The sequence below is a fragment of the Streptomyces sp. NPDC047043 genome (assembly GCF_040644055.1).
GTDB lineage: Bacteria > Actinomycetota > Actinomycetes > Streptomycetales > Streptomycetaceae > Streptomyces.
Genome location: NZ_JBEYVO010000046.1, coordinates 75,267 through 94,249 on the forward strand (window position 1 = coordinate 75,267; position 18,983 = coordinate 94,249).

General features: G+C 67.7%; 18 protein-coding genes and 2 pseudogenes. 14 read left to right on the forward strand and 6 right to left on the reverse strand.

Annotated elements, in window-relative coordinates; translation table 11 throughout:
* Positions 1-31 precede the first annotated feature (31 nt).
* The 3 genes from ABZ880_RS48230 to ABZ880_RS48240 all read left to right on the forward strand — a co-directional run bounded on the left by ABZ880_RS48230 (position 32) and on the right by ABZ880_RS48240 (position 3,100).
* Positions 32-724, forward strand: coding sequence for a response regulator transcription factor (locus ABZ880_RS48230; protein WP_308435239.1), 693 nt, complete (start codon positions 32-34; stop codon positions 722-724).
* On the forward strand, positions 721-2,172 hold the full coding sequence (locus tag ABZ880_RS48235; protein WP_361277416.1) for an ATP-binding protein: 1,452 nt from the start codon (positions 721-723) through the stop codon (positions 2,170-2,172). The genes ABZ880_RS48230 and ABZ880_RS48235 overlap by 4 nt, the downstream gene beginning before the upstream one ends.
* A gap of 397 nt (positions 2,173-2,569) precedes the next feature.
* Positions 2,570-3,100: a hypothetical protein gene (locus ABZ880_RS48240; RefSeq protein ID WP_361277417.1), complete on the forward strand. Its 531-nt coding sequence runs from the start codon at positions 2,570-2,572 to the stop codon at positions 3,098-3,100.
* A 659-nt stretch (positions 3,101-3,759) separates the two neighbouring features.
* Here the strand turns inward: ABZ880_RS48240 and ABZ880_RS48245 are convergent.
* Positions 3,760-5,805: an MMPL family transporter gene (locus tag ABZ880_RS48245; RefSeq protein ID WP_361277430.1), complete on the reverse strand. Its 2,046-nt coding sequence runs from the start codon at positions 5,803-5,805 to the stop codon at positions 3,760-3,762.
* Here ABZ880_RS48245 and ABZ880_RS48250 point away from each other — a divergent pair.
* The 4 genes from ABZ880_RS48250 to ABZ880_RS48265 all read left to right on the forward strand — a co-directional run bounded on the left by ABZ880_RS48250 (position 5,771) and on the right by ABZ880_RS48265 (position 9,108).
* A complete protein-coding gene (locus tag ABZ880_RS48250; RefSeq protein WP_361277432.1) occupies positions 5,771-6,409 on the forward strand; it encodes a hypothetical protein in 639 nt (212 codons plus the stop codon). The two genes, ABZ880_RS48245 and ABZ880_RS48250, sit on opposite strands and share 35 nt — an antisense overlap.
* Positions 6,410-6,574: 165 nt before the next feature.
* Positions 6,575-6,742: an integrase core domain-containing protein gene (locus tag ABZ880_RS48255; RefSeq protein WP_361277431.1), complete on the forward strand. Its 168-nt coding sequence runs from the start codon at positions 6,575-6,577 to the stop codon at positions 6,740-6,742.
* A gap of 919 nt (positions 6,743-7,661) precedes the next feature.
* The gene (locus ABZ880_RS48260; RefSeq protein ID WP_361277418.1) at positions 7,662-7,793 is read left to right on the forward strand and encodes a hypothetical protein; all 132 of its coding nucleotides are present in this window, start codon (positions 7,662-7,664) and stop codon (positions 7,791-7,793) included.
* A gap of 193 nt (positions 7,794-7,986) precedes the next feature.
* Entirely contained in the window at positions 7,987-9,108 is a 1,122-nt protein-coding gene (locus ABZ880_RS48265) for an amidohydrolase family protein (RefSeq protein WP_361277419.1), read from the forward strand.
* Positions 9,109-9,260: 152 nt separating this feature from the next.
* Here ABZ880_RS48265 and ABZ880_RS48270 read toward each other — a convergent pair.
* Both ABZ880_RS48270 and ABZ880_RS48275 read right to left on the reverse strand, forming a co-directional pair.
* Positions 9,261-9,428 (reverse strand): annotated as a pseudogene (locus tag ABZ880_RS48270) (IS3 family transposase); the annotation flags it as partial.
* Positions 9,429-9,466: 38 nt separating this feature from the next.
* On the reverse strand, positions 9,467-10,006 hold the full coding sequence (locus ABZ880_RS48275) for a GNAT family N-acetyltransferase (RefSeq protein WP_361277420.1): 540 nt from the start codon (positions 10,004-10,006) through the stop codon (positions 9,467-9,469).
* Between the two features lie 850 nt (positions 10,007-10,856).
* On the opposite strand from ABZ880_RS48275, the gene ABZ880_RS48280 reads away from it, so the two are divergent.
* Positions 10,857-11,447 (forward strand): snapalysin family zinc-dependent metalloprotease, encoded by a 591-nt coding sequence (locus tag ABZ880_RS48280; protein ID WP_361277421.1) that lies wholly within the window; start codon positions 10,857-10,859, stop codon positions 11,445-11,447.
* Positions 11,448-11,667: 220 nt separating this feature from the next.
* On the opposite strand, the gene ABZ880_RS48285 is transcribed toward ABZ880_RS48280, so the two are convergent.
* Complete coding sequence (locus tag ABZ880_RS48285; protein WP_361277422.1) at positions 11,668-13,278, reverse strand: amidohydrolase family protein; 1,611 nt, start codon at positions 13,276-13,278, stop codon at positions 11,668-11,670.
* A gap of 586 nt (positions 13,279-13,864) precedes the next feature.
* Here ABZ880_RS48285 and ABZ880_RS48290 point away from each other — a divergent pair.
* The 5 genes and pseudogenes from ABZ880_RS48290 to ABZ880_RS48310 form a co-directional block, all read left to right on the forward strand.
* Positions 13,865-14,131, forward strand: coding sequence for a CopG family transcriptional regulator (locus ABZ880_RS48290; protein WP_361277423.1), 267 nt, complete (start codon positions 13,865-13,867; stop codon positions 14,129-14,131).
* Positions 14,128-14,571 carry a PIN domain-containing protein gene (locus ABZ880_RS48295; protein WP_361277424.1) on the forward strand — a complete coding sequence of 148 codons (444 nt, stop codon included), beginning with the start codon at positions 14,128-14,130 and terminating at the stop codon, positions 14,569-14,571. Before ABZ880_RS48290 ends, ABZ880_RS48295 begins: the two co-directional genes overlap by 4 nt.
* Positions 14,572-14,911: 340 nt before the next feature.
* Entirely contained in the window at positions 14,912-15,979 is a 1,068-nt protein-coding gene (locus ABZ880_RS48300) for a peptidase M10 (RefSeq protein ID WP_361277425.1), read from the forward strand.
* A gap of 35 nt (positions 15,980-16,014) precedes the next feature.
* On the forward strand, positions 16,015-16,428 hold the full coding sequence (locus ABZ880_RS48305) for a DUF6281 family protein (RefSeq protein WP_361277426.1): 414 nt from the start codon (positions 16,015-16,017) through the stop codon (positions 16,426-16,428).
* A gap of 240 nt (positions 16,429-16,668) precedes the next feature.
* A pseudogene (locus ABZ880_RS48310) lies at positions 16,669-16,956 on the forward strand (superoxide dismutase); the annotation flags it as partial.
* Here ABZ880_RS48310 and ABZ880_RS48315 read toward each other — a convergent pair.
* Together ABZ880_RS48315 and ABZ880_RS48320 are read right to left on the reverse strand one after the other, a co-directional pair.
* Positions 16,845-17,138, reverse strand: a complete 294-nt coding sequence (locus ABZ880_RS48315) for a hypothetical protein (RefSeq protein ID WP_361277427.1) — start codon at positions 17,136-17,138, stop codon at positions 16,845-16,847. The pseudogene ABZ880_RS48310 and the gene ABZ880_RS48315 overlap by 112 nt on opposite strands.
* Positions 17,139-17,462: 324 nt before the next feature.
* A complete protein-coding gene (locus ABZ880_RS48320) occupies positions 17,463-17,813 on the reverse strand; it encodes a MerR family transcriptional regulator (RefSeq protein ID WP_361277428.1) in 351 nt (116 codons plus the stop codon).
* Between the two features lie 637 nt (positions 17,814-18,450).
* On the opposite strand from ABZ880_RS48320, the gene ABZ880_RS48325 reads away from it, so the two are divergent.
* The gene (locus tag ABZ880_RS48325; protein WP_361277429.1) at positions 18,451-18,825 is read left to right on the forward strand and encodes a hypothetical protein; all 375 of its coding nucleotides are present in this window, start codon (positions 18,451-18,453) and stop codon (positions 18,823-18,825) included.
* Positions 18,826-18,983: the final 158 nt, after the last annotated feature.

Genomic DNA, 18,983 nt, shown 5'->3' on the forward strand with positions numbered 1-18,983 from the left:
AAAAACATCGACTGGAAGGGGGCGGGCCGGCGTGCGGATCATGATCGCGGATGATGAAGCGGCCATCCGTGAGTCGCTGGAGCGGGTGCTCCAGGTCGAGGGTTACGACACCAGCACCGTCGCCAACGGTTTCGCCGTGCTGGACGGGGTCGTTGGGGCCGACGGCGACACGCTGGATCTGCTGATCCTCGACGTGATGATGCCCCGCCTCGGCGGGTTGGAGACCTGCCGGCGGTTGCGGGCCGCGGGTCGGGATCTGCCGGTGCTGATGCTGACCGCCCGTGACCAGGTCTCCGACCGGGTCACGGGGCTGGACGCGGGCGCCGACGACTACCTGCCCAAGCCGTTCGCCACCGAGGAGTTACTGGCCCGGGTGCGGGCCCTGCTGCGCCGGCGCACGCCGACCGACGAGGAGTCACAGATCCTGTCGTTCGCCGACGTCCGGCTCGATCCCGACAGGTTCGAGGCGTGGCGGGGCGGGCGGCCGCTGCGCCTGACCCGGACCGAGTTCTCCCTCCTGCAGGTCCTCATGAGCAACGCGACCCGGGTCCTGACCCGCGACGCGCTGTTCGAGGCGATCTGGGGCTTCGACATGAGCGCCACCGCCAACAACCTCCAGGTATACGTGAGTTACCTGCGCCGCAAGATGGAGGCCGAGGGTGAGCCGCGCTTGATCTACACGCTGCGCGGCCTGGGATACGTGCTGCGGGAGACTCCTCCGTGAGCAGGCCCGCCGGCCGGGAACCGCGCCGGCTGACCCGATGGTGGCGCCGGCGGTCCCTGCGGAGCAGGCTGACGGTGATCGCGGCGACGGCCATCGCGCTCAGCGTGTTCCTGGCCTTCCAGGTGGCCAGCCAACTACTGGGCTGGGAGCTGCAGGACAGCGCCAAGAATCAGCTGCGCGCCGACTCCCGCGTCCTGGCGACGAACGCGCAGCGCGCCGGTCTGGCGCAGCTCCAGCTACCGCCGTATCCCGGATCCGGTCGGCTGGTGCGCGTCATCCTGCCCGACGGCTCGACCCGGACGCCGGCCGGCCAACCCGCGCTGCCCCCCGTCAGCGAGCACGCCGAGCGCGTGGCGCAGGGCGCGTCGGCCGACCTGATGGAGTCGAACGACAGCGACGAGGACGGCTACCTCATCTACACACTGCGGGCGGGCGACGGCGCGGTCCAGGTGGCCCACGTCGCCGACGACAGCCCGATCAACCAGTTCGGGTTCGGCATGCTGCTGATCGGGCTGCTCTGCGTGGCCGGCGGCACCCTCGTCGGGCGGACCGTCGCACGGACCGGGCTGGCACCGATCGACCGGCTGACCGCCGCCGCGGTACGTGTCGCGCACACCCGGGATCTCGACGCCGACATCCCGGATGAGGGCGGCGGGGAGATCCGGCGGCTGATCCAGTCGATCAACGACATGCTCGCCGCGCTGCGGGACTCCCGGCGGGCCCAGCGGCTGCTCGCCGAGGACGCCACCCACGAGCTCAAGACCCCGCTCACCAGCCTGCGCCTGAACGTCGAGCTGCTGATCCGGCTCGATCGGCGCGGCACCCTGGACAGCGCACTGCCGGCGGAGAGCCGGACCCGGCTGCTCAACGATCTCGGCGCCCAGGTGGCCGAGTTGAGCACCCTTGTCGCCGAGCTGACCGACCTGGCGCGCGGTGACGTCAGCGACGAGAACACCGAACTGCTCGACTTCGCCGACGTGGTGGCGGCCGCCGCGACCCGGGCGCGTTCCCGCACGCCCGACGTCGAGGTCGCGCTCGACGTGACCTCTGTGTGGGTGAGCGGGCGTCCCGCTGCGCTCGAGCGGGCGGTGCTCAACCTCATCGACAACGCCGGCAAGTGGTCCCCCGCGGACCAGCCGGTCCAGGTCCGGCTCCGTGCCGAGGACGCGTCGGTGGTGCTCGAGGTCGACGACGCCGGGCCGGGCATCGACGCCGCCGACGTACCGCGGGTGTTCGACCGGTTCTACCGTGCCGACAGCGCCCGGGCGTTGCCGGGATCCGGTCTGGGGCTGTCGATCGTGCAGCGGGTCGTCGACGCCCACGGCGGCCGGGCCAGCGTCGCCCGCTCCGCACGCGGTGGCGCGCTGCTTCGGGTTGTCCTTCCGGCCGCGGCCCCGCCCGCCCCGATCGCGCGGCTCACCGCCGGGGAGGACACCGCGGCGTGCTGACCCGCCCGGCGGCGCGGCGCAGGACAAGAGACGGCGGCCCTCGGGCATGGCGCCGCGCAGCTCACCGTCGGGGCAGGCACCGCGGTGCGCCGGCCCCGGCCCAGTACGGCGCGGGACAAGCGGCCAACCCATGGGGCAGGACACCGCGGTGCGCCGCCCCTACGACTTGTCCGGCCGATCATGTTGCTGGTTAGGGTGCGAGCGTGTCCAAGCCGAGCGCGAGCAACGAGACCAGCAGAATGGTCTGCCTGCGGGGCGAGCCGTGGGCCGAGACATGGTGATCACGTTATCGCCTCACGGCGGCCGGTGCCCGATCTCCGCCCGCTGGTAGCCTCTGCACGCGCTGACCAGCGCAGCCGTCCTGGAATCCTGCGGCTCCGTTCTTGGAAAGAGTGACGTGATCAAGCGGGTGCACATGACCGCCGGAGTGGTTTTGGCGGCAGTCATCGTTTTGTCCGGATGCGGCGCTACGAAGTCGGACATAGGGAAGTCCACTCCGCAGCCTGCGTCAACGGCAGGAAGGTCTGGCAGCGCGGTCGGCGCCCCCCGTGCCGATTCCTCGTCAAGTACCGGTGAAAGCGGCGGCAAGCAGAGTTCGCGGCCGACCGCCCCTTCCACCCCCACGGCGTCCCCCTCCGTCGCTGCTGCCCGCCCTCTGAAGGACGGCACCGCCGTGCTCACGCACTGCGCGGACACGGACGACCCGTACGCGACCGTCGCGGTCCAAAATCCCAACGGGCGCCAGGGTCTCTTCGCCGTGAGAATCAGCTACAAGAACGCAAACGGCTTCACCATGGCCGAGACCTACGACGAGGTGTCGGTGCCTGCGAAGAGCAAGGCTAAGGTCCGGGTGGCCGTTGCCAGCGCGGGCCCCGTGGACGAGATCGCTCGCTGTGAGGTCAATCCACGGGCCACTGCCGTGCGGTGACGGCCCACGGAGCTCACCTCGTCCCAAAACGGCCTGGGCGCCGCGCGACGATGGGACACGTGTTGACTTCTCCCCCAGCTGAAGCAGGGAGATTCTTCCCTCGCGGGTTGAGCTTTCTGCTTCTCAGACAGCAGCTGCCCCGAACTAACGGCAAGGGACGTGGGTACGCCCAGCAGTCTTACGCCAGCTCCACAGACCTGACATCCCGCCAGCCCGGCGGTAGGCCCGGCCAGCTTGGTTATCGCCGACCGGACGCCATACAAACTACCACTCGCCTGCGGGTGGTTGGCGGTGAACGCCGATCCGCCCTGGCGGCGCATCGGCTTTCCCTGCCCTGCTCCGCAGGAGTCCGTTTCCTCCCCCGCCTGAAGGACTCCGTTGGGAAAGGGACGAACCACCAGCCGTGGTGGTCACTTTGGCTCACGGACCCGCAGGTCAAGTGATCCACTCCCAGCCAGAGTGCGGGCCGGGATGCCCGCCCTGTCCTTTTGCCAACGGAGTCCTGAAGGCGGGGGTATCCACGGAGGATTCCCGATGACCCGGACAGCGCCTGGTTCCGGCGCGTGGCGCGGGACCAAAGGGCGGCGGCCGTCGGGCCCATGAAAAAGATCCAGGAGGGGCCTGGGGCCCCGTCCCGGATCTCGTCCGTGCCGCCGCGCTCACCGTTGCAGCGCGGGCTCCTCGTCGTCGGCGAGCGGCTGTTGACCGTCCGGCAGCTGTGCCGCTGGACGGGACAGCCGGCTCGGCCACCACATCCGCCGGCCGATCAGCAAGGTGAGGGCGGGCACCAGGACCGACCGCACCAGCAGGGCATCGAGCAGCACGCCGAAGGCGACCAGGAACCCGACCTCGATCAGCATCACCAGCGGAAGTGTGGCGAGGACCGCGAAGGTGGCCGCCAGGACCAGGCCTGCCGAGGTGATGACGCCGCCGGTGGCCGAGAGGGCTTTGAGCATGCCCTTTCTGGTGCCGAGACGCACGGTCTCCTCCCGGGCCCGGCTGGCCAGGAAGATGTTGTAGTCGACGCCGAGCGCCACCAGGAACAGGAATGCCAGCAGCGGCACCGAGGAGTCGACACCCTTGAACCCGAGGATCGTGTCGAAGACGAACACGCTGCCGCCGAAGGCGGCGGCGAACGAGACGATCACAGTAGCCATCAGGACCAGCGGGGCCAGGATCGCGCGCAGCAGCAGCCCGAGGACGATCAGGACCACGGCGAGCACCAGCGGGATCACCAGCTTCTCGTCGCGCTCGGTGGTCACCTCGGTGTCGAGGTTCTCCGCACTCGGCCCGCCGACGATCGCCTCCGCCCCGCTCACCGCGTGCACGGCGGTGCGCACCCGCTTGATCGTGTCGTACTCCGCGGCGGTGTCCGGCGCATCCTTCGGGAACACGGAGATGTTGGCCCAGCCACCGCTGGTGCGCTCCGGGATGGCCAGGGCCACCCCACGAGTGTCCTTGACGACGTCGAGCACCCGCTCCTGGTGCGCCGGCCGCGTGAAGACCGTCATCGGCTGGCCGCCGAGCTCCGGGAAGTGCTGGCGCAGAACGGTGAAGCCGGTGACCGACTCCGGCGCGGACAGGAACTGGTCCTGCTCCCGCAGGGCGCCGGTGTTGCCCGCCAGCCCGAGGGCAAGCGCGCCGAGGACTCCGAGCGAGCCGAGCGTCGCCACCCACCGGCGGCGGCTGAGGGCGGTGCCGAGCCGTCCCCACAGCCCCGGCTTCTCCTGTACGGCCGTGCTGAACCGCGGGATGGCCGGCCAGAAGATCCGCCTGCCGAGCACCACGAGCACCGCCGGGAACAGCGTCAGCATGGCCACCAGCGCGCACAGGATGCCGGCCGCACCGATCGGGCCCAACCCGCTGGTGCTGTTCAGGTCCGCGACGAGCAGGCAGAGCAGGCCGGCGACCACGGTGGCCGCGGACGCGACGATGGCCGGCGCCGCGCCGCGCAGCGCGTGGACCATCGCGACCCGGACGTTCTCATGGTGGTGCAGTGCCTCCCGATACCGAGCGATGAGCAACAGCGCGTAGTCCGTGCCGACGCCGAATACCAGGATCGTCAGCAGCGCCGAGTTCTGGTCGTTGACCACGATGCCGAAGCCCTTGACGAGCAGGTAGACGGTCGCCATCGCGGTCAGTGCGGCCGCGCCGACGGCCAGCAGCGGGATGATCCACAACACCGGGCTGCGGTAGGTGAGGATGAGCAGGAGCGTGACGACGACGATGGTGGTGAGGAGGACCTGCACGTCGATGCCGTCGAAGACGGCGTCCATGTCGCCGTCGATCGCGCCCGGGCCGGTCACATCGAGTTCCAGGCCGGAGGGGCGGTCCTTCACGGCGTCACGCAACGGGCCGATGATTGCCTCCGGTGCGCCGTAGGCCGTGCTCACCTCGAGGGTGAACATCATCGCCTTGCGGTCGGTGGACAGGCTCAGCGGTGAGCCCTCGTCGTCCTCGCCGGCTGCCGCCGTCGCCTTCGGCGGGTACCGCTTGGCAAGGGTGTTGTAGTGGCGCTCGACCGTCGCGCGGTCGGCGTCGGTCATGCCGTCGGCGCGGTGGTAGACGAAGACGAACGTGTTGCTGTCACCACCGGGCAGACGGTCGTCCAGCACCGCCACCTTCGTGGACTCGGCGCCGGCCGGCAGGGTGTCCACGGCGCTGTCGGTGGTGACCGAGCTCAACTTTCCGCTCAGCGGCACCATGCCCGCCGCCAGCACCAGCCACAAGCCAATCACCAACCACGGCACCCACCGGCCCGCCAACCGACCGGCCGGCGCTCCCCCGGACGGCGCTGCGTTGACTGCCATCACTGGCCTCCTCCATACGAGTTGCATCGCTTATCTGGATGCCGACTTCCTACGGAGCGAACCTGAGACGACTGTTAATGCGGTGCTCAGACCGGTTGACCGAACCACGATCACCACGCGAGTGGTGAAGACTGGATTGATGCGACCTCACGCCCCAGGCGGACTCCTGTTCGTAGCGCTCGGTCTCATCCTTGTCGCCGCCGGCTACGTCTGGAGAGGACGTGTCCTGCGTCCCCTCTCGGCGAAACGCGCCCAGGCAGCCGTGATCCGGGATCGTTCCAGAAACCTGCTGCGCTCTGCGGACATGGCAATCGCCGGAGCGCGTCGACGGGCCGCACACGGCGAACCGGCCATCGTGACGGTCGCAGACGTGACCAGGGTGGCGCGCCAGCACTACGGGTACCTCTTCGTGGAGCGCGAAGAAGCAGCTGCCGCCCTCCGCCAGCGCTATGAGGCTGCCGACTGCCGGGTGGACTGCATGACCGACGCTTTCAACTGACTGCCTCCCCGGCAAGTCCTTGACGCCAGAGGCGCCGGAGCTGTCACCTGATAGGTGGTCACGCTGAAAATGCTCAGTGAAGCCGAAACTGCCGAGGGCGGCGGCCCAGGAGGGTGGGTCGACGAACTCGGTCCAATGGACGAAGAGCCGCGCTAGGCCGAACTCATCGAACACCAAGGCCCCTGGCGGGACGCTGACCAGGTCGAACGCGCCGTCGTGCGGTGGGTCGGCTGGTACAACACCGAGCACCTGCACTCCGCACTCGACTACCTCCCACCCGAGGAGTTCGAGGCGGCCTACTACCGTTCTTTGGTCACTCCGAAAGCCGCCTGAAACACACAAGATCGACCGCTACGAAACTCGGGGCAGCTCACTCCGACATGTCATGACAGTAGAACTGCGCCAACTGTTCGATAACGGGACGCAGTTCGCTGTCCGCTGGCCAGAGAGTGACCGGCATCGTGTCATCGGCCGGGCGCATTCAGGGATTCTCGCACCGGTACACAACATGGATCCACGAGGCGACGAGAGCCATATGCGACAGCGTCAGCCATCGAGCATCCGTCCGGCCTCTGCACCGCGACGGTTTAAGGACGGGTTCTAACGTTCGTCTCAGGTTCGCTCGGTAGGAAGTAGGCATCCAGATAAGCGCTGCAACCCGTATGTAGGAGGCTAGTGATGGCAGTCGACGCAGCGCCGTAAAGGAAAGCGCCGCCCGGGCAGTTGAGATTCGGGGCAGCCACCAGGGCGCTGGCGACGGCGTTCCCTGTCGCCGCCCGCGGGTCGCACGCCGACACCAGTGCGGGCCCGCCGCGGCCGGCCCGCACAGCGCGCACGCGGGCGGGTCGTCAGCTCCACCCCAGCCGCTGCGCGCCGGCGAGCGGTTCCTCGACCTGAGGATGGCCGAAGCCTGCACGCCCGCGCCGCCGGAGGGTGGCGGCTCGGACGGGTACCGGTGCCAGTTGACCTCCTCCCCCTCGTGAACGAAGGGGATTCCTTCCCTCGCGGGTTGGGCTTTCTGCTTCGCAGCCCGCAGCCACCTGGGGTTACCAGCAAGGGACGGTGTACCGCCCATGGTCTTACGCAAGCTCCACAGACCTGACTTCCCGCCAGCCCGGCGGTAGACCCGGACGGCTTGATTGTCGCCGACCGGGCACTACCGACCCTATCACCCGATCAGCACCACTCCTGACGCTCGGTGACGAACGGTCTTTCGCCCTGGGGCGAAACCCCGCTCCCTGCCCCGCTCCCGATGATCGATCCGGGCCTGACCAAGACGGCGTTCCTGACCGGGACCCAATTCGCACCGGAGAACGTTGCCATCGCGCACCACGCCGTCGTGTACGTGGTGCCGCCGGGCGGCGCTGCCGCGGTGCGCGAGTAGGACGCGAAGACCCCTGGTCTCGGCTGGCCGTGTTTCGGCGGGACCGGCGTGGCCGGCGTCGAGGTCGAAGAGGGGGCGCGGCGTGGGTGGGCACCTGGGCGCGCCTGGTAACGCCGAAGGGTCGATCTGAAGCATCTCGCAGACGGATGCCGCACGGATACCGCACCACACAAGCACCTGAGGAGAGACTGACATGAAGTCCATGGGACGCCGCGGCTTTCTAGCCGCCGCCACGGCACTTGGCATTGGTGCCGGCTTGTCCACGCATGCCATTGTCTCGGCAGCGGACGAGGAGGAGACGTCGGACAAGACTTCGGACATTTTACTGCGGGACCAGGACCTGCCGTTCATCGGCACGGAAGAGACCTTTTCCACCCATGAGTTGATGGTGCTGAACGACAGGCTGTTCCTCGAGGATACTGGTCTTGCCGAGCTCGGCCCGCGCCGCATCGGTGCAATGGATGAGGCGGGGCTCAACGTTCAAGTCCTCTCCGCACATACGCCAGGTGTGCAGAATGTCAAAGGGCAGAAGGGCATCGATTTTGCGTATCGTCTCAACAAGTTGCTCGTCGATGGACCGATGGCCACGTATCCGGGGCGGTTCAAGGCATTTGCAACCTTGCCTCTGCAGAATCCGGAGGCCTCGGCAGACGAATTGGAACGCACAGTTCGGGAAGATGGCTTCCTGGGAGCTTTGACGAATGGAATCATCGGCAAGAAATTCCTCGACCATCCCGACTTTGAGCCCCTGCTGGCGCGCACCGAAGCCCTTGATGTGCCGATATACATCCATCCGGGCCTGCCGCCCGACGAGGTTTTCGAAATCTACTACAGCAATATGCGGCCGGAATATCAGAAGGAGTTCCAGGACCAGGTTCTCAGCATCTCTGCATATGGATGGCACCAGGAAGTCGTTACTCAGTGCCTCCGAATGGTCACCTCAGGAGCATTCGACAGGCATCCCAAGCTCCAGATTATCATGGGCCATATGGGAGAGGGTCTTCCGTTCTTCTACAAACGCATCGTGGAGAAGATGAGCGAAGTGACCGAGAAAAGCCTGGACAAGCCGTTCGAGCAGTATTTCCATGATAATTTCTGGTTCACAACCAGCGCATTCCCCCAGACTGAACTGCTCGATCTCCTGCTGAAGTACATAAGCGCGGATCGAGTGATGTTTGCAACCGACTACCCGTTTGCAAATATGAAAACTCAAACCGACTGGTTCCGGGGAGTCGATTTACCACGCGAAGCCAAGGAAAAAATTGCGTTCCGAAATGCGGAAAAACTGTTCGGAATGAAAGTGCCCGTGAAGTGACGCGCCAGCGTCGGCAGAAGTGGAGAATGCTTTGACTGTAAGGCGAGAGTGCAGCCAAAGCATGCGATGCGCGGCTGCCGCATCACGCGGTCTTCATGCAACGGCGGATCGCATGCTCTTGGGTCTGCTGCTGGTTTGGGTGACGGGTTCGGTCACGCGGCCTGTAGGGCCGGTGTGGTCATGACGGCCTCGAATTCGACGGGTGTCAGCCGGCCGAGTGCGGCTTGTCTGCGGCGCCGATGGTAGGTCCTCTCGATCCAGGACACGATCGTGATCCGCAGTTCTTCACGGGTGGCCCAGGTCCGGCGGTTGAGGACGTCGCCTGTCGCGTAGGGGCTCTGCGGCCTCGAGCACGAGCTCAGGCGGACGGCGTGACCGGGGATCGCAAGCCGAGCCACTGCTCGGCGTCCCAAGCGTGGAACCGCTCCACCTCGGTGAAACCCAGCTTTGCCGCGAGGCGCATCGAGCCAACGTTGGCGGTCTGGGTGGCGAGCACCACCGGCTCGCCGGGAAGGACGCCGTCGATCCAGTCGAGTGCCGCCGCGCACGCCTCGGCGGCATACCCGAATCCCCATGCCCGCGGCAGGAACAGGTAACCGAGATCGATCTTCCCCACAGCAGCCGGGCGACGATGCCCCGTTGCCCTTCTGAGCAGGATCTGGCCGATCATCGCCCCGTCGAGATCAACGACGAAACTCCCCGGCCACTGCTCGGGCACCCCGGGCATCTCGCGCTCAAGCTCATCACGTGGCCGGGGGCCGCCAAGGTAGGTGTGCACCTCTGGCGACGCCAGCAGCTCGATGAACGCCGCACGGTCCCGGGCCTCGGACTCTCGGAGAACGAGCCGCTCGGTCTTGATCGGGGCAGGCGGCCAGGCGACGGGGCCGAGTTCGGTCATGCTGACCAACTAATCAGCAGGCCCGGCAACGATCAAGGCTCGCGGACCGATCAAGCCAACAGCCCGGGTCCCACACTCACCGCTCTGGAGGCCACCGCACGCGCCGTATTCCGGTCCGGCGCCAATCTGGGCTGGTTCCAGCCGGACGTCGGCAAGCCGTTCGCGAAGGTACTGGTCAGCTGCGTCCTCCGTGATCGGGCCTTCATGGCCGCAGGCGTGGTCGGTTCGGTCGCTGCTGTAGCCGGTAGGCACGGCGTCGGACGGGGCGGTGCCGCCCGTGCAGGAAAGGCGGACCGCCGCAGGCCGGTCTCTCCGGTGCCGTCGCACGTTCGGCGATGGCCGCCCGGCGGTTACGCCGCCTCGCGCACCACGATCCGGCCGGGCACAGGAGACAGTCCTCCCCTGTCGATGCCCAGGGCGTTGCGTGCCGCGATCCGGCTGAGGATTTCGGCGTCGTGTACCCGCGCCCGAGATCCGCGTCTCGCAGCCAGGGGGACCACTGAATCGCTCTGGTCCATGACAGTGATCGCGTCAACTCCTCTGCCCGATGGTGCAGTTCAACGATTCGCTTCCGCGCCGTGGCCTGCCGCCGCCCGATCTCCTTCCACACCCCATCGTCGTTCCAGGCTCGGACCAGCCGACAGCACGACGACCTGGCATCCGACACGCAGTCAGCAACTCATTCCGGGCAGGGCCATGGTCCTCTCGTCCGATTGGCTGTCAGCTCGCATGCGCTTCGAGCCAACTTGACGGAATCTGAGATTCGGTCGCCCGTAGAGGGATTGTCGTGTTCGCGACGAACTCCTTTGCTGCGGGCAGCAGCTGAGACTCACGGAGGTACACCAGCCTCATGATCAAGCAAATGGCCGCGCTGGCGGCACTTGTCCCGGCCATGCTGAGCACCACGGCCGGCGTCGCTTCGGCGCACTCCGCGCCGCACGCTCCCCCGGCTGTGGTCACCCTGACCTATGACGCCAGCGATGCCGGTCAGTGGGCGGGCCCGATCAAGCAGGCCGTGCAGAACTGGAACGACGTGTTGCACAACGTGCGCCTGGAGCCGGCCAGCACCCCCGGCTCGGCCGACTACGTCTACGAGGCGACCAGCGGCTGGCCGCAGACCACGAAGGGGCCGATCTTCCCCGGCGGCAACGGTGACGTGCAGCTGGGCCGGCAAGCGGTGGACGAGGGCTACGACGCGGCCCGGATCGTGGCGCACGAGACCGGGCACATCCTCGGGCTGCCCGACGACTACAGCGGCCCGTGCTCGGAGACCATGTCCGGCCACGGCCCCGGCACGTCCTGCACGAACGCCAAGCCGGATGCAGCCGAGGCGGCGCAGGTCGACAAGAACTACACCACCGGCACGCCGACGGTGCGCTCGCATCACCGCCAGGTGGTGATCGACGTCTGGTCCGGCCGGGTTCTTGCCGGCGCGCGCTGACCGACCAACAGCACGCCTGCCGCAGGATCCAACGGCGGCGGCTGGCGGCAGCGACAGGCAAAAACCTTGCCGGCGGCTGCAACAGCTGGACCAGATTCCGCACGTGCATGCGCCCGTTCCGAAGGGCTTGAAGCAGGGCGGCAGAAGCGCTCAGCAGGGTCCGGCGAGCGCTGCCACCGCCTCAACGGCCGTCACCTTTCCGGCACCCCGGCCGCGCCCGCTACGGGTGACCGCCGCATCCGCACCCCGTCACGGCCGCGGCTTCTTCCTGCGGCGGCTCGGCCTCCGCAGCCGCCTTCTGTACGGCGGCCAGCAACGCTTCCCGTTCCGTGTTGTCGATCCAGCGTCCGCCCGCCACCACACCATGGATCTTCCGGGTGTTGCGGATGTCGCGCAGCGGGTCGGCGTCGAGTACCAGGAGATCGGCGGCCTTGCCCTTGGCCACGGTGCCGACCGCATCCAGGCCGAGCAGGCGGGCCGCCTCCTGCGTGGCCGACCTCAGCACCTGCATGGGGGTGAGGCCTGCCTCGACGAGCAACGCCAGTTCGTCGTGCAGGGCGAATCCCGGCACCGTGTAGCCGGTCCCGGTGTCCGTGCCCGTGGGAAGCCGCACACCCGCCTCGTGCAACTCCCTGACCAGCCGCTCCCGGTGGGCGTAGATCTCCCGGATTTGGCGGGCCTGTTCGGGGGTTCGCCCGCCGATGAGGGCCTGCAGCTGATCGGGCCAGGACTCCACCTGCCAGGCCGGCAGATACTTCCAGTCCTCGGCCCGGTCCGGGACCTCGTCGGGCAGCTCCAGCGTGTGGTGCACGCTCAGTGTGGGGACCACCGCCGTCCCGCCCGCCGCCAGCCGCCGGAACACGGAGTCCGCCTTGCGCGGGTCGTAGCCGCGTACGGCCCGCCACTCGAGCGGATGCACCTGCTGGAACCAACTGTGGTAGCGGGACAGGCTGCTGGGATCGTCCGGATCAATGCGTACGGCGGCCAGACCGCGTCGGACCTCCGCCTCGTGTGCCGAGGTGGACAGCAGCAGGGCGTGCAGGTGCTCGATGCTGCGCTGGCCGGCGTCAGCGGCCTCGGTGATGCGGACGAGGTCCGGGCAGTGACCGAGATGCGGGATGTTCTGGCGCCGGGCCTCCTGCGCGATGGCCCAGTACGCCTCCCGGGACAGCCGCGAGTAGACCTTGACGAAGTCCGCCCCTTCCTTCTTGACCCGGCGTACGACGCGCCGCGCGTCGGCCGCGTCCCGCACGCTGATGTGGTTGGGGACGTCCTGCGCCCACAGCGACGGCGCTCCGTCGATGATCGGGCTGCCGATGAGCCAGCGCGGACCCAGCAGCGTCCCGCTGCGGATCTGGCGCCGCCATCGGTGGTGGACGGGGGCGCCCTGCATCTCGCGCACCGTGGTCACACCGGCCAGCGGGTACAGCGGTGGGACCACCGCGTCCGGGCCGTCGCTGTGGGTGTGTGCCTCGATCAGGCCCGGGATCAGGTACTTGCCGCTCAGGTCGACGGTCCGGACACCCGGCCGCAGCCGCGTGCGCGTGCTTGGCGCGAGTCCGGTGATCTGGCCGGCCTCGACGACGACCGTCATGTCGTGCGCCGGAGCGGCCCTTGATCCGTCGATGACGGTGACGTGGGTGAAGGCGATGGCGGTGTCGCCGGCGCTGCTCGCGCCTCGGGCCACCGGGCCGCCGACCGGCGTGGCGCTCGCCGTGCCGGTCAATGCCGCCCCGGCCACAACGGCCGCCCCGGCCACCACGGCCGCCCCGGCCACGAAACCCCGCCGCCCCAGACCCGGTTCGTCCTGCTTGCCGGTCCGCTCGGACATGTCCTGTACCCCCTGGTGGTCGTGTGTGCCTCGCCCTTTCGGCGTGCGTCCACAACTCTGAAGCGGGCGGGGCGGCGGCGCAGTGGGCCGAGGCGGTGGACCAGGGGGTGGTGCTTACACCACCCCCTGCGGGCAGAGCTCTGCGTGAAGCTCAGGCCACGGCTGCTGCCGTTTGGTGTCCGCCGGAGAGAATGCCGCTTCCACTCCTACTGGCGGCAACGACGGCCAAGTGCCGCGGAGTGGTGGCATCTGCGCGACCTGGGACGGTCGACCGGGACGTGAGCTGAGTGGCCCCGCCGAGGGAACTCGACGCGTGGAAGGGGCCGGGTCCGGTCGACATCCTGGCGCCGCCACTGCCCACGCTGAGCCGCGCCGCACGTGGCCCGATCGTGGTGCGCACTCCACGAGTGGAGACCCGCATACTCATCCCAGGCACATCGACACGGAAACCGAACCCCATGACATGCCCGTCTCCCCAGGAACACTCTGGCACCCGGACGCGGCGTGTGAGGTGTGCTCGGCCGGCCCTCGGCAACGGGGAAATGCGCCGCATACATCAATCCGGTACATGGACTACTCTTGGTACATGTCCTTGAAGCGCACCAACGTCTACGCCGACCCCGAGGACCTGGCCATCATCAAGGAGGCCGCCAAGCGCCGAGGTATAAGCGAGGCCGAGATCATTCGCCAGGGCATCCACCTTGCAGCCATGGCGAACCGGGTCTGGGACGAGCCGCTGTTCTCACGCACCTTCGAGGGGCCGGGACGCACCCTGTCCAAGTCGGAGGTCGGTGACACGGTCGCCGAGGCCGTCCGGCGGGAGACCGGCTCGGATGCCGGATCCGCCGCGTGATCATTGTCATCGCCGATACGTCCGGCCTTCTGGCAGCCCTGGACTCGGCTCATCCTGAACACCTGGCGGCGAACGAGGCCATCATGGCGGCGGGCCTATTGGTCATGTCCCCGCTCCTGCTGGCCGAACTGGATCACGTGGCGACTCGCGAGCTCGGCAGGGAGGCCGCCCTCAGCGCGGTGGACGACCTGCGGCGCTGGATGAGCCGGGGTCGTGTCGTCATGCCGGAGATCACGGAGGACCACCTGGGCGCCGCCCAGTTTGTCCGTGTCCGCTACCGCGCGCTGGACCTCGTCCTCGCCGACGCGGTGAACGTGGCGCTTGCCGCCGACTACGACACGGACGCGATTCTCACCCTCGACCGACGAGACTTTCGGGCTGTACGCCCGTTGGGCCGCTACGAGGCGTTCCGGGTACTCCCCGACGACCTCCCGCTCTGACGCAGGCTCATAGGGGGTCAAGTGCCTGTTCCTGCAAGGGCCTTGTGCGCCGCCCACGACGAAGCACGTGCAGGACGGGTGTCCGCCATCGCCGAGGGACGGTGAGCTGAGGGCTCGCCTCCAGCTCATCCATGTGAAAGTGCTGAGCGAGGCGGCGCCATCGATCCTCGGAAGTCTGAAACCAGCCAAGAGCGCAAGAGATTTTGTCTTGAACTGAAAAGAATTTGTAAGGATTTGGTGGCTACTCTTCCTGAAGTTTGATCACACCCCGCGTGGCGGGGGGGAACAACGGGGGTGGAGAGTGGCTGGGCGTAACCAGGGGCTCATCGGTAGAACGATCATGGCCTTCGCGCTGGCGGCTTCGCTGTCGGCTGCTGTCGACAGCATGAGCGTGGCGCGGGCAGCAGCGGACGTCTGCGAGCTCGACGAGGGGGAGCTGACGGTCAGTGACCTGCCTGCCGGGTCGTCTGTGATCAAGTGCGACGCGGTCGGGCGCGTGGTCACCTACGACGGCACCGGCGTGACGGTGCCCGAGCCCAATACGGCTGTAAGCGTCGACACGCTGGCGGTGGACGGGACTTCGCACGGATTCACGCTGGAAGTCACGTCCAACGGCATCGTCTCCTATGACCTGGACAGTGCCAGTGCGGACGCTTCCACGGCGGGTTCCGACATACCTGACGTCCTGTCGAACCCGGTCGAGACGGCAGGTGACCTGTCGGAGGAGTCGGACAGCACGGACGCGGAGGCGTCCGATGCCAGCGCCGAGGCAGAGGTGGCGGACGTCGATGCGGCCGCCATTCCCGGCGCGTGCAGCGATGCGACGTACGCGACGAAGGATCAAAAGGAGTACGGCACCTACAACTGGTACATCGGTGATGGCGGCCTGCCCGGGGGACTGTCCAAGAACGACGCCCTGTGGACGTTCTACGAGGCCCTCGACAACATCACGGAGAGCCACAACAACTGCGGCTACAGCGATCAGGTCGGTGCACACCAGGCCAACTTCCTGGCCTACACGAGCTACGAGGCAGACATCAGCACCAGTAACACGTGCACCGGCTACGACGGGCTGAGCACGTGGGACGCGGGAAACCTTGGGAACAGCACCGTCGCGGCCACCTGCTCTCGCACTTGGCCGATGCCCGGCGTCAAGAACGATCTGCGCGAGGCTGACGTCCGCTTCAACACTCACGACTTCGACTTTACGAACAAGCCGACTGCCAGCTGCTCGAACAAATATGACATCCGCAGCGTCGGTACTCATGAGGCCGGACACATCTTCGGGCTGAAGGACATCTACGGCGCCCACGACAACCTCACCATGTACGGCAACTCGATCTTGTGCTCGACGAGGGCCAGGACACTCGCCAAGGGTGATGTGCTCGGCCTGCGCAGTATCTACTGACCCGGAGCAGACGCTCCCAGAGAGGTGGTGTACCGATGAAAGCCATACCTCCGATCGGCAGGACCGGAATCGCGTGGACGCTGCTGGCGGCAGTCCTGGTCACCATGTCCGTCGCCTGCTCCTCGTCCAGCGACAGCGGTGGCGGCGAGTCCGCGTCGTCGTGCGCGTACCGGGTCGAATACCAAAGCCACACGTACTCGGGCGCAGAAGCCAAGGACTTCACCCTCGGGGACAAGCTCGGTGCTGCCACACTTCCGCCGTGCGACGACACCCCCAACGATGACAGCAACGGTCAGACGAAGCCGACATCGACGACTGCCTATGCGATCGAGGGAGTGGATCCCAGCATCGCCATCGCGTTGAAACAGGCGTCTGACGACGTCATCTTCGTCAACGTCGACTCCGACAAGAAGCTGTCCGAGATCAAGAAAATGATCCAGAACTCCTGATCTCGAATGCGTGGCGCCGCGCAAGCGGCGCCACGCGCCGTCCCCCGGTCTACTGCGCTCCGGCCTCAGGTACTGAAGACCATGGTCAGGTGTGCAGGGCCCGAGCGCACCAACGGCCGCATCGCTCCCGGTGACACCAAATCCGAGACGGCCACCCCATCGTGCACCTGCCCGATTTTCCTTCGCGCCGAGCTCCGCATCCACATGGAGCTGTGACGACTACTCGCGCTCGCTCCCGTCATCAGCCCCGAGATCATCAAACTGCACCACGACAAGCACCACACCGCCTACCTCAAGGGCGCCAACGACACGCTGGAGCAGCTGGCGGAGGCCCGCGACAAGGAGTCCCGGGGTTCGATCAACGGCCTGGAGAAGAACCTGGCCTTCCACCTGTCCGGCCACATCCTGCACAGCATTTACTGGCAGAACATGACCGGCGCGAAGGACGGCGGAGTCGAAGGCGAGTTCTCCGGCGAGCCGGAAGAGGTCGCCGCCGCGCCGCACAGAGCCTGGGATTCGGCTGCCGGTCGGCCGTCGAGGGCGTCGTTGGGCGTGGTGAGCCGGTCGCGGACGATCGGGTACACGGAGCCCTTGGCGCGGGCGAGTTGGTACACCTGCCACAGGTGGCCGTTCATACGCACGAAGTCCTCCGACATCCCACGGTGGGTTCCGTCGGTGAGGGCGGCGCTGTCGTCGGCGGGCAGGGCCACGAGGGCGCTGGTGACGGCTATGGCGCGCAGAAACTGGCGTCGGATCGTGTCGTCGAGGTCCCCTGAGCCGTGGTGGCCGCGAGGCGGCGACCCTGCCGGCGCCGGACGGGCTGCTGGTGGCTTGCGTGAACGGGCTCCGCGCCTGGCGCCGCTGTCTCCGTCGACCAGCCCGGGGACCCTTGGCGAGTGCACATCCCTTCCGGCGGGGTGCGCCTCCCGGGGCGAGGGCGGCGGCGGTCCGTCAGCAGCGGACCGGCGGCTTTCCGAGCCGTGCTCCCCTTCGGCCGCAAGACAGCCTTCCGGATACGGCACGCGCCCGCGTGTTCAGGCGGAGCCGGAGCCGGCACGGCCCGCCGATTCGCTGGCGGCCCGACGGTACTCGGCGTTGATGCGCTGCGCTTCCTCGAGCTGGTCCTCGAGGATGACGATGCGGCACGCGGACTCGATCGGAGTGCCCTTGTCGACGAGTTCCCGGGCGCGCGCGGCGATCCGCAGTTGGTAGCGCGAGTACCGGCGATGTCCTCCCTCCGAGCGGAGCGGAGTGATCAGACGAGCCTCACCGAGGGCTCGGAGGAAGGCCGGGGTGGCGCCGAGCATCTCGGCTGCCCGGCCCATGGTGTACGCGGGGTAGTCGTCGTCGTCCAGACGATCATTCAGGGGGTTGTCCGATGTCATGTCACCTCACTGTGCAACGCGTCGAGGGGCCCTGGTGCGTACGGCACCAGGGCCCCGAAGGAAATTGAACACCATCGGTCGGCTCTACTGCTGTGCCGACCTTCTGTTTCCGCTACCCGGCCCGGCAGAGGGGGGTGCGGGGGGATCGCAGCTGCTTGACCGGGGACCACCATCCATTCCGGGGTCTTGCGGTACCCGGGCCGAGTGCTTCTCGGGCCGGGCGATCCTGATGGCGTCTGCTCCTCCGTTCCTCTTTGAACCAACCACTGATTGAACCGGTACTGCTGTTGGCAGCTCCTCGACGTGCGAGCCGCCCAGTGCGGCTCTCAGTCCCGTCACCGTTCTGGGAACACTCTGGCTTCGAGGCTCGAGAGCCGCACTGACCTGCGTACTTCGTATTCAGTCACCGCCAGTTCGTGTCTGGCGGTCTCGTCGACCGTCTCTACGGGAAGAAGCGTACCCATGCCAGGAACGAAAATCTACTCCAGGCAGAGAAGGTTTCACTCTTCTGGTGGAGGAAGAACCCTGCCGTGACCGGCCCTCACGGGTGGGCGGAAGCCGCCTGCTTGTCGCGCGCACCACCACTTCAGCCCCGCAGGGGTTTCGGGTACGGGTGGGCCGCATAAGCTTTGCTGTCATGTCGAACTCTGATGAGCTGCTCGTCGCCATCTCAGCCGCGGTGGAGTCCGAGCGAAGCAATCAGATGTCGCTGACCGTGGTCGTCGGCGGCGCCGTCATCACCGGGCGGCTGGCTCCCGAGGCGGTGTGGAGGGAGCGGGTGGCGGAGGTCCTGAAGGACTCGGACCGTCTCGGCCCGTTCTCGGACGTCTTCGCCCGCCGGCCGGGAGGGAACTCTTCCGGTCGTGGCGAGGCGCCCACGCATCTGCACTTTCATCTCGCCCGGATCCTGCAGGGCAGCCTCGGGATCCCGGAGACGGGTGGCATGTACCGAGTCGCGATCAAGGACGTCAGCGCATGGACCGTAGGAGATCTCATCCACTTCGACCAGTGAGACGCTGTCTCCGCCCCGTTGCCCGGCCGGCGCTTTCCGAGCGGACGGCGACACAGCGGTGGGGGGGGCGGGGGGCGCCCGGCGGCGGGGGCCCCCCCCCCCGCCGGGGGCGGGGGGGGGCCCCCCCGCGCCACCGCCCCCGCGGAGGGGATAGAAAA

What these genes read in the sequence shown, in the direction of transcription:
- ABZ880_RS48245 (WP_361277430.1), bottom strand. Translation starts at nt 5,805, where the DNA reads ATGGTGCCGCTGAGCGGAAAGTTGAGCTCGGTCACCACCGACAGCGCC.
- ABZ880_RS48260 (WP_361277418.1), top strand. Translation starts at nt 7,662, where the DNA reads ATGATCGATCCGGGCCTGACCAAGACGGCGTTCCTGACCGGGACCCAA.
- ABZ880_RS48265 (WP_361277419.1), top strand. Translation starts at nt 7,987, where the DNA reads ATGAAGTCCATGGGACGCCGCGGCTTTCTAGCCGCCGCCACGGCACTT.
- ABZ880_RS48275 (WP_361277420.1), bottom strand. Translation starts at nt 10,006, where the DNA reads ATGACCGAACTCGGCCCCGTCGCCTGGCCGCCTGCCCCGATCAAGACC.
- ABZ880_RS48280 (WP_361277421.1), top strand. Translation starts at nt 10,857, where the DNA reads ATGATCAAGCAAATGGCCGCGCTGGCGGCACTTGTCCCGGCCATGCTG.
- ABZ880_RS48285 (WP_361277422.1), bottom strand. Translation starts at nt 13,278, where the DNA reads ATGTCCGAGCGGACCGGCAAGCAGGACGAACCGGGTCTGGGGCGGCGG.
- ABZ880_RS48290 (WP_361277423.1), top strand. Translation starts at nt 13,865, where the DNA reads ATGTCCTTGAAGCGCACCAACGTCTACGCCGACCCCGAGGACCTGGCC.
- ABZ880_RS48300 (WP_361277425.1), top strand. Translation starts at nt 14,912, where the DNA reads ATGGCCTTCGCGCTGGCGGCTTCGCTGTCGGCTGCTGTCGACAGCATG.
- ABZ880_RS48305 (WP_361277426.1), top strand. Translation starts at nt 16,015, where the DNA reads ATGAAAGCCATACCTCCGATCGGCAGGACCGGAATCGCGTGGACGCTG.
- ABZ880_RS48320 (WP_361277428.1), bottom strand. Translation starts at nt 17,813, where the DNA reads ATGACATCGGACAACCCCCTGAATGATCGTCTGGACGACGACGACTAC.
- ABZ880_RS48325 (WP_361277429.1), top strand. Translation starts at nt 18,451, where the DNA reads ATGTCGAACTCTGATGAGCTGCTCGTCGCCATCTCAGCCGCGGTGGAG.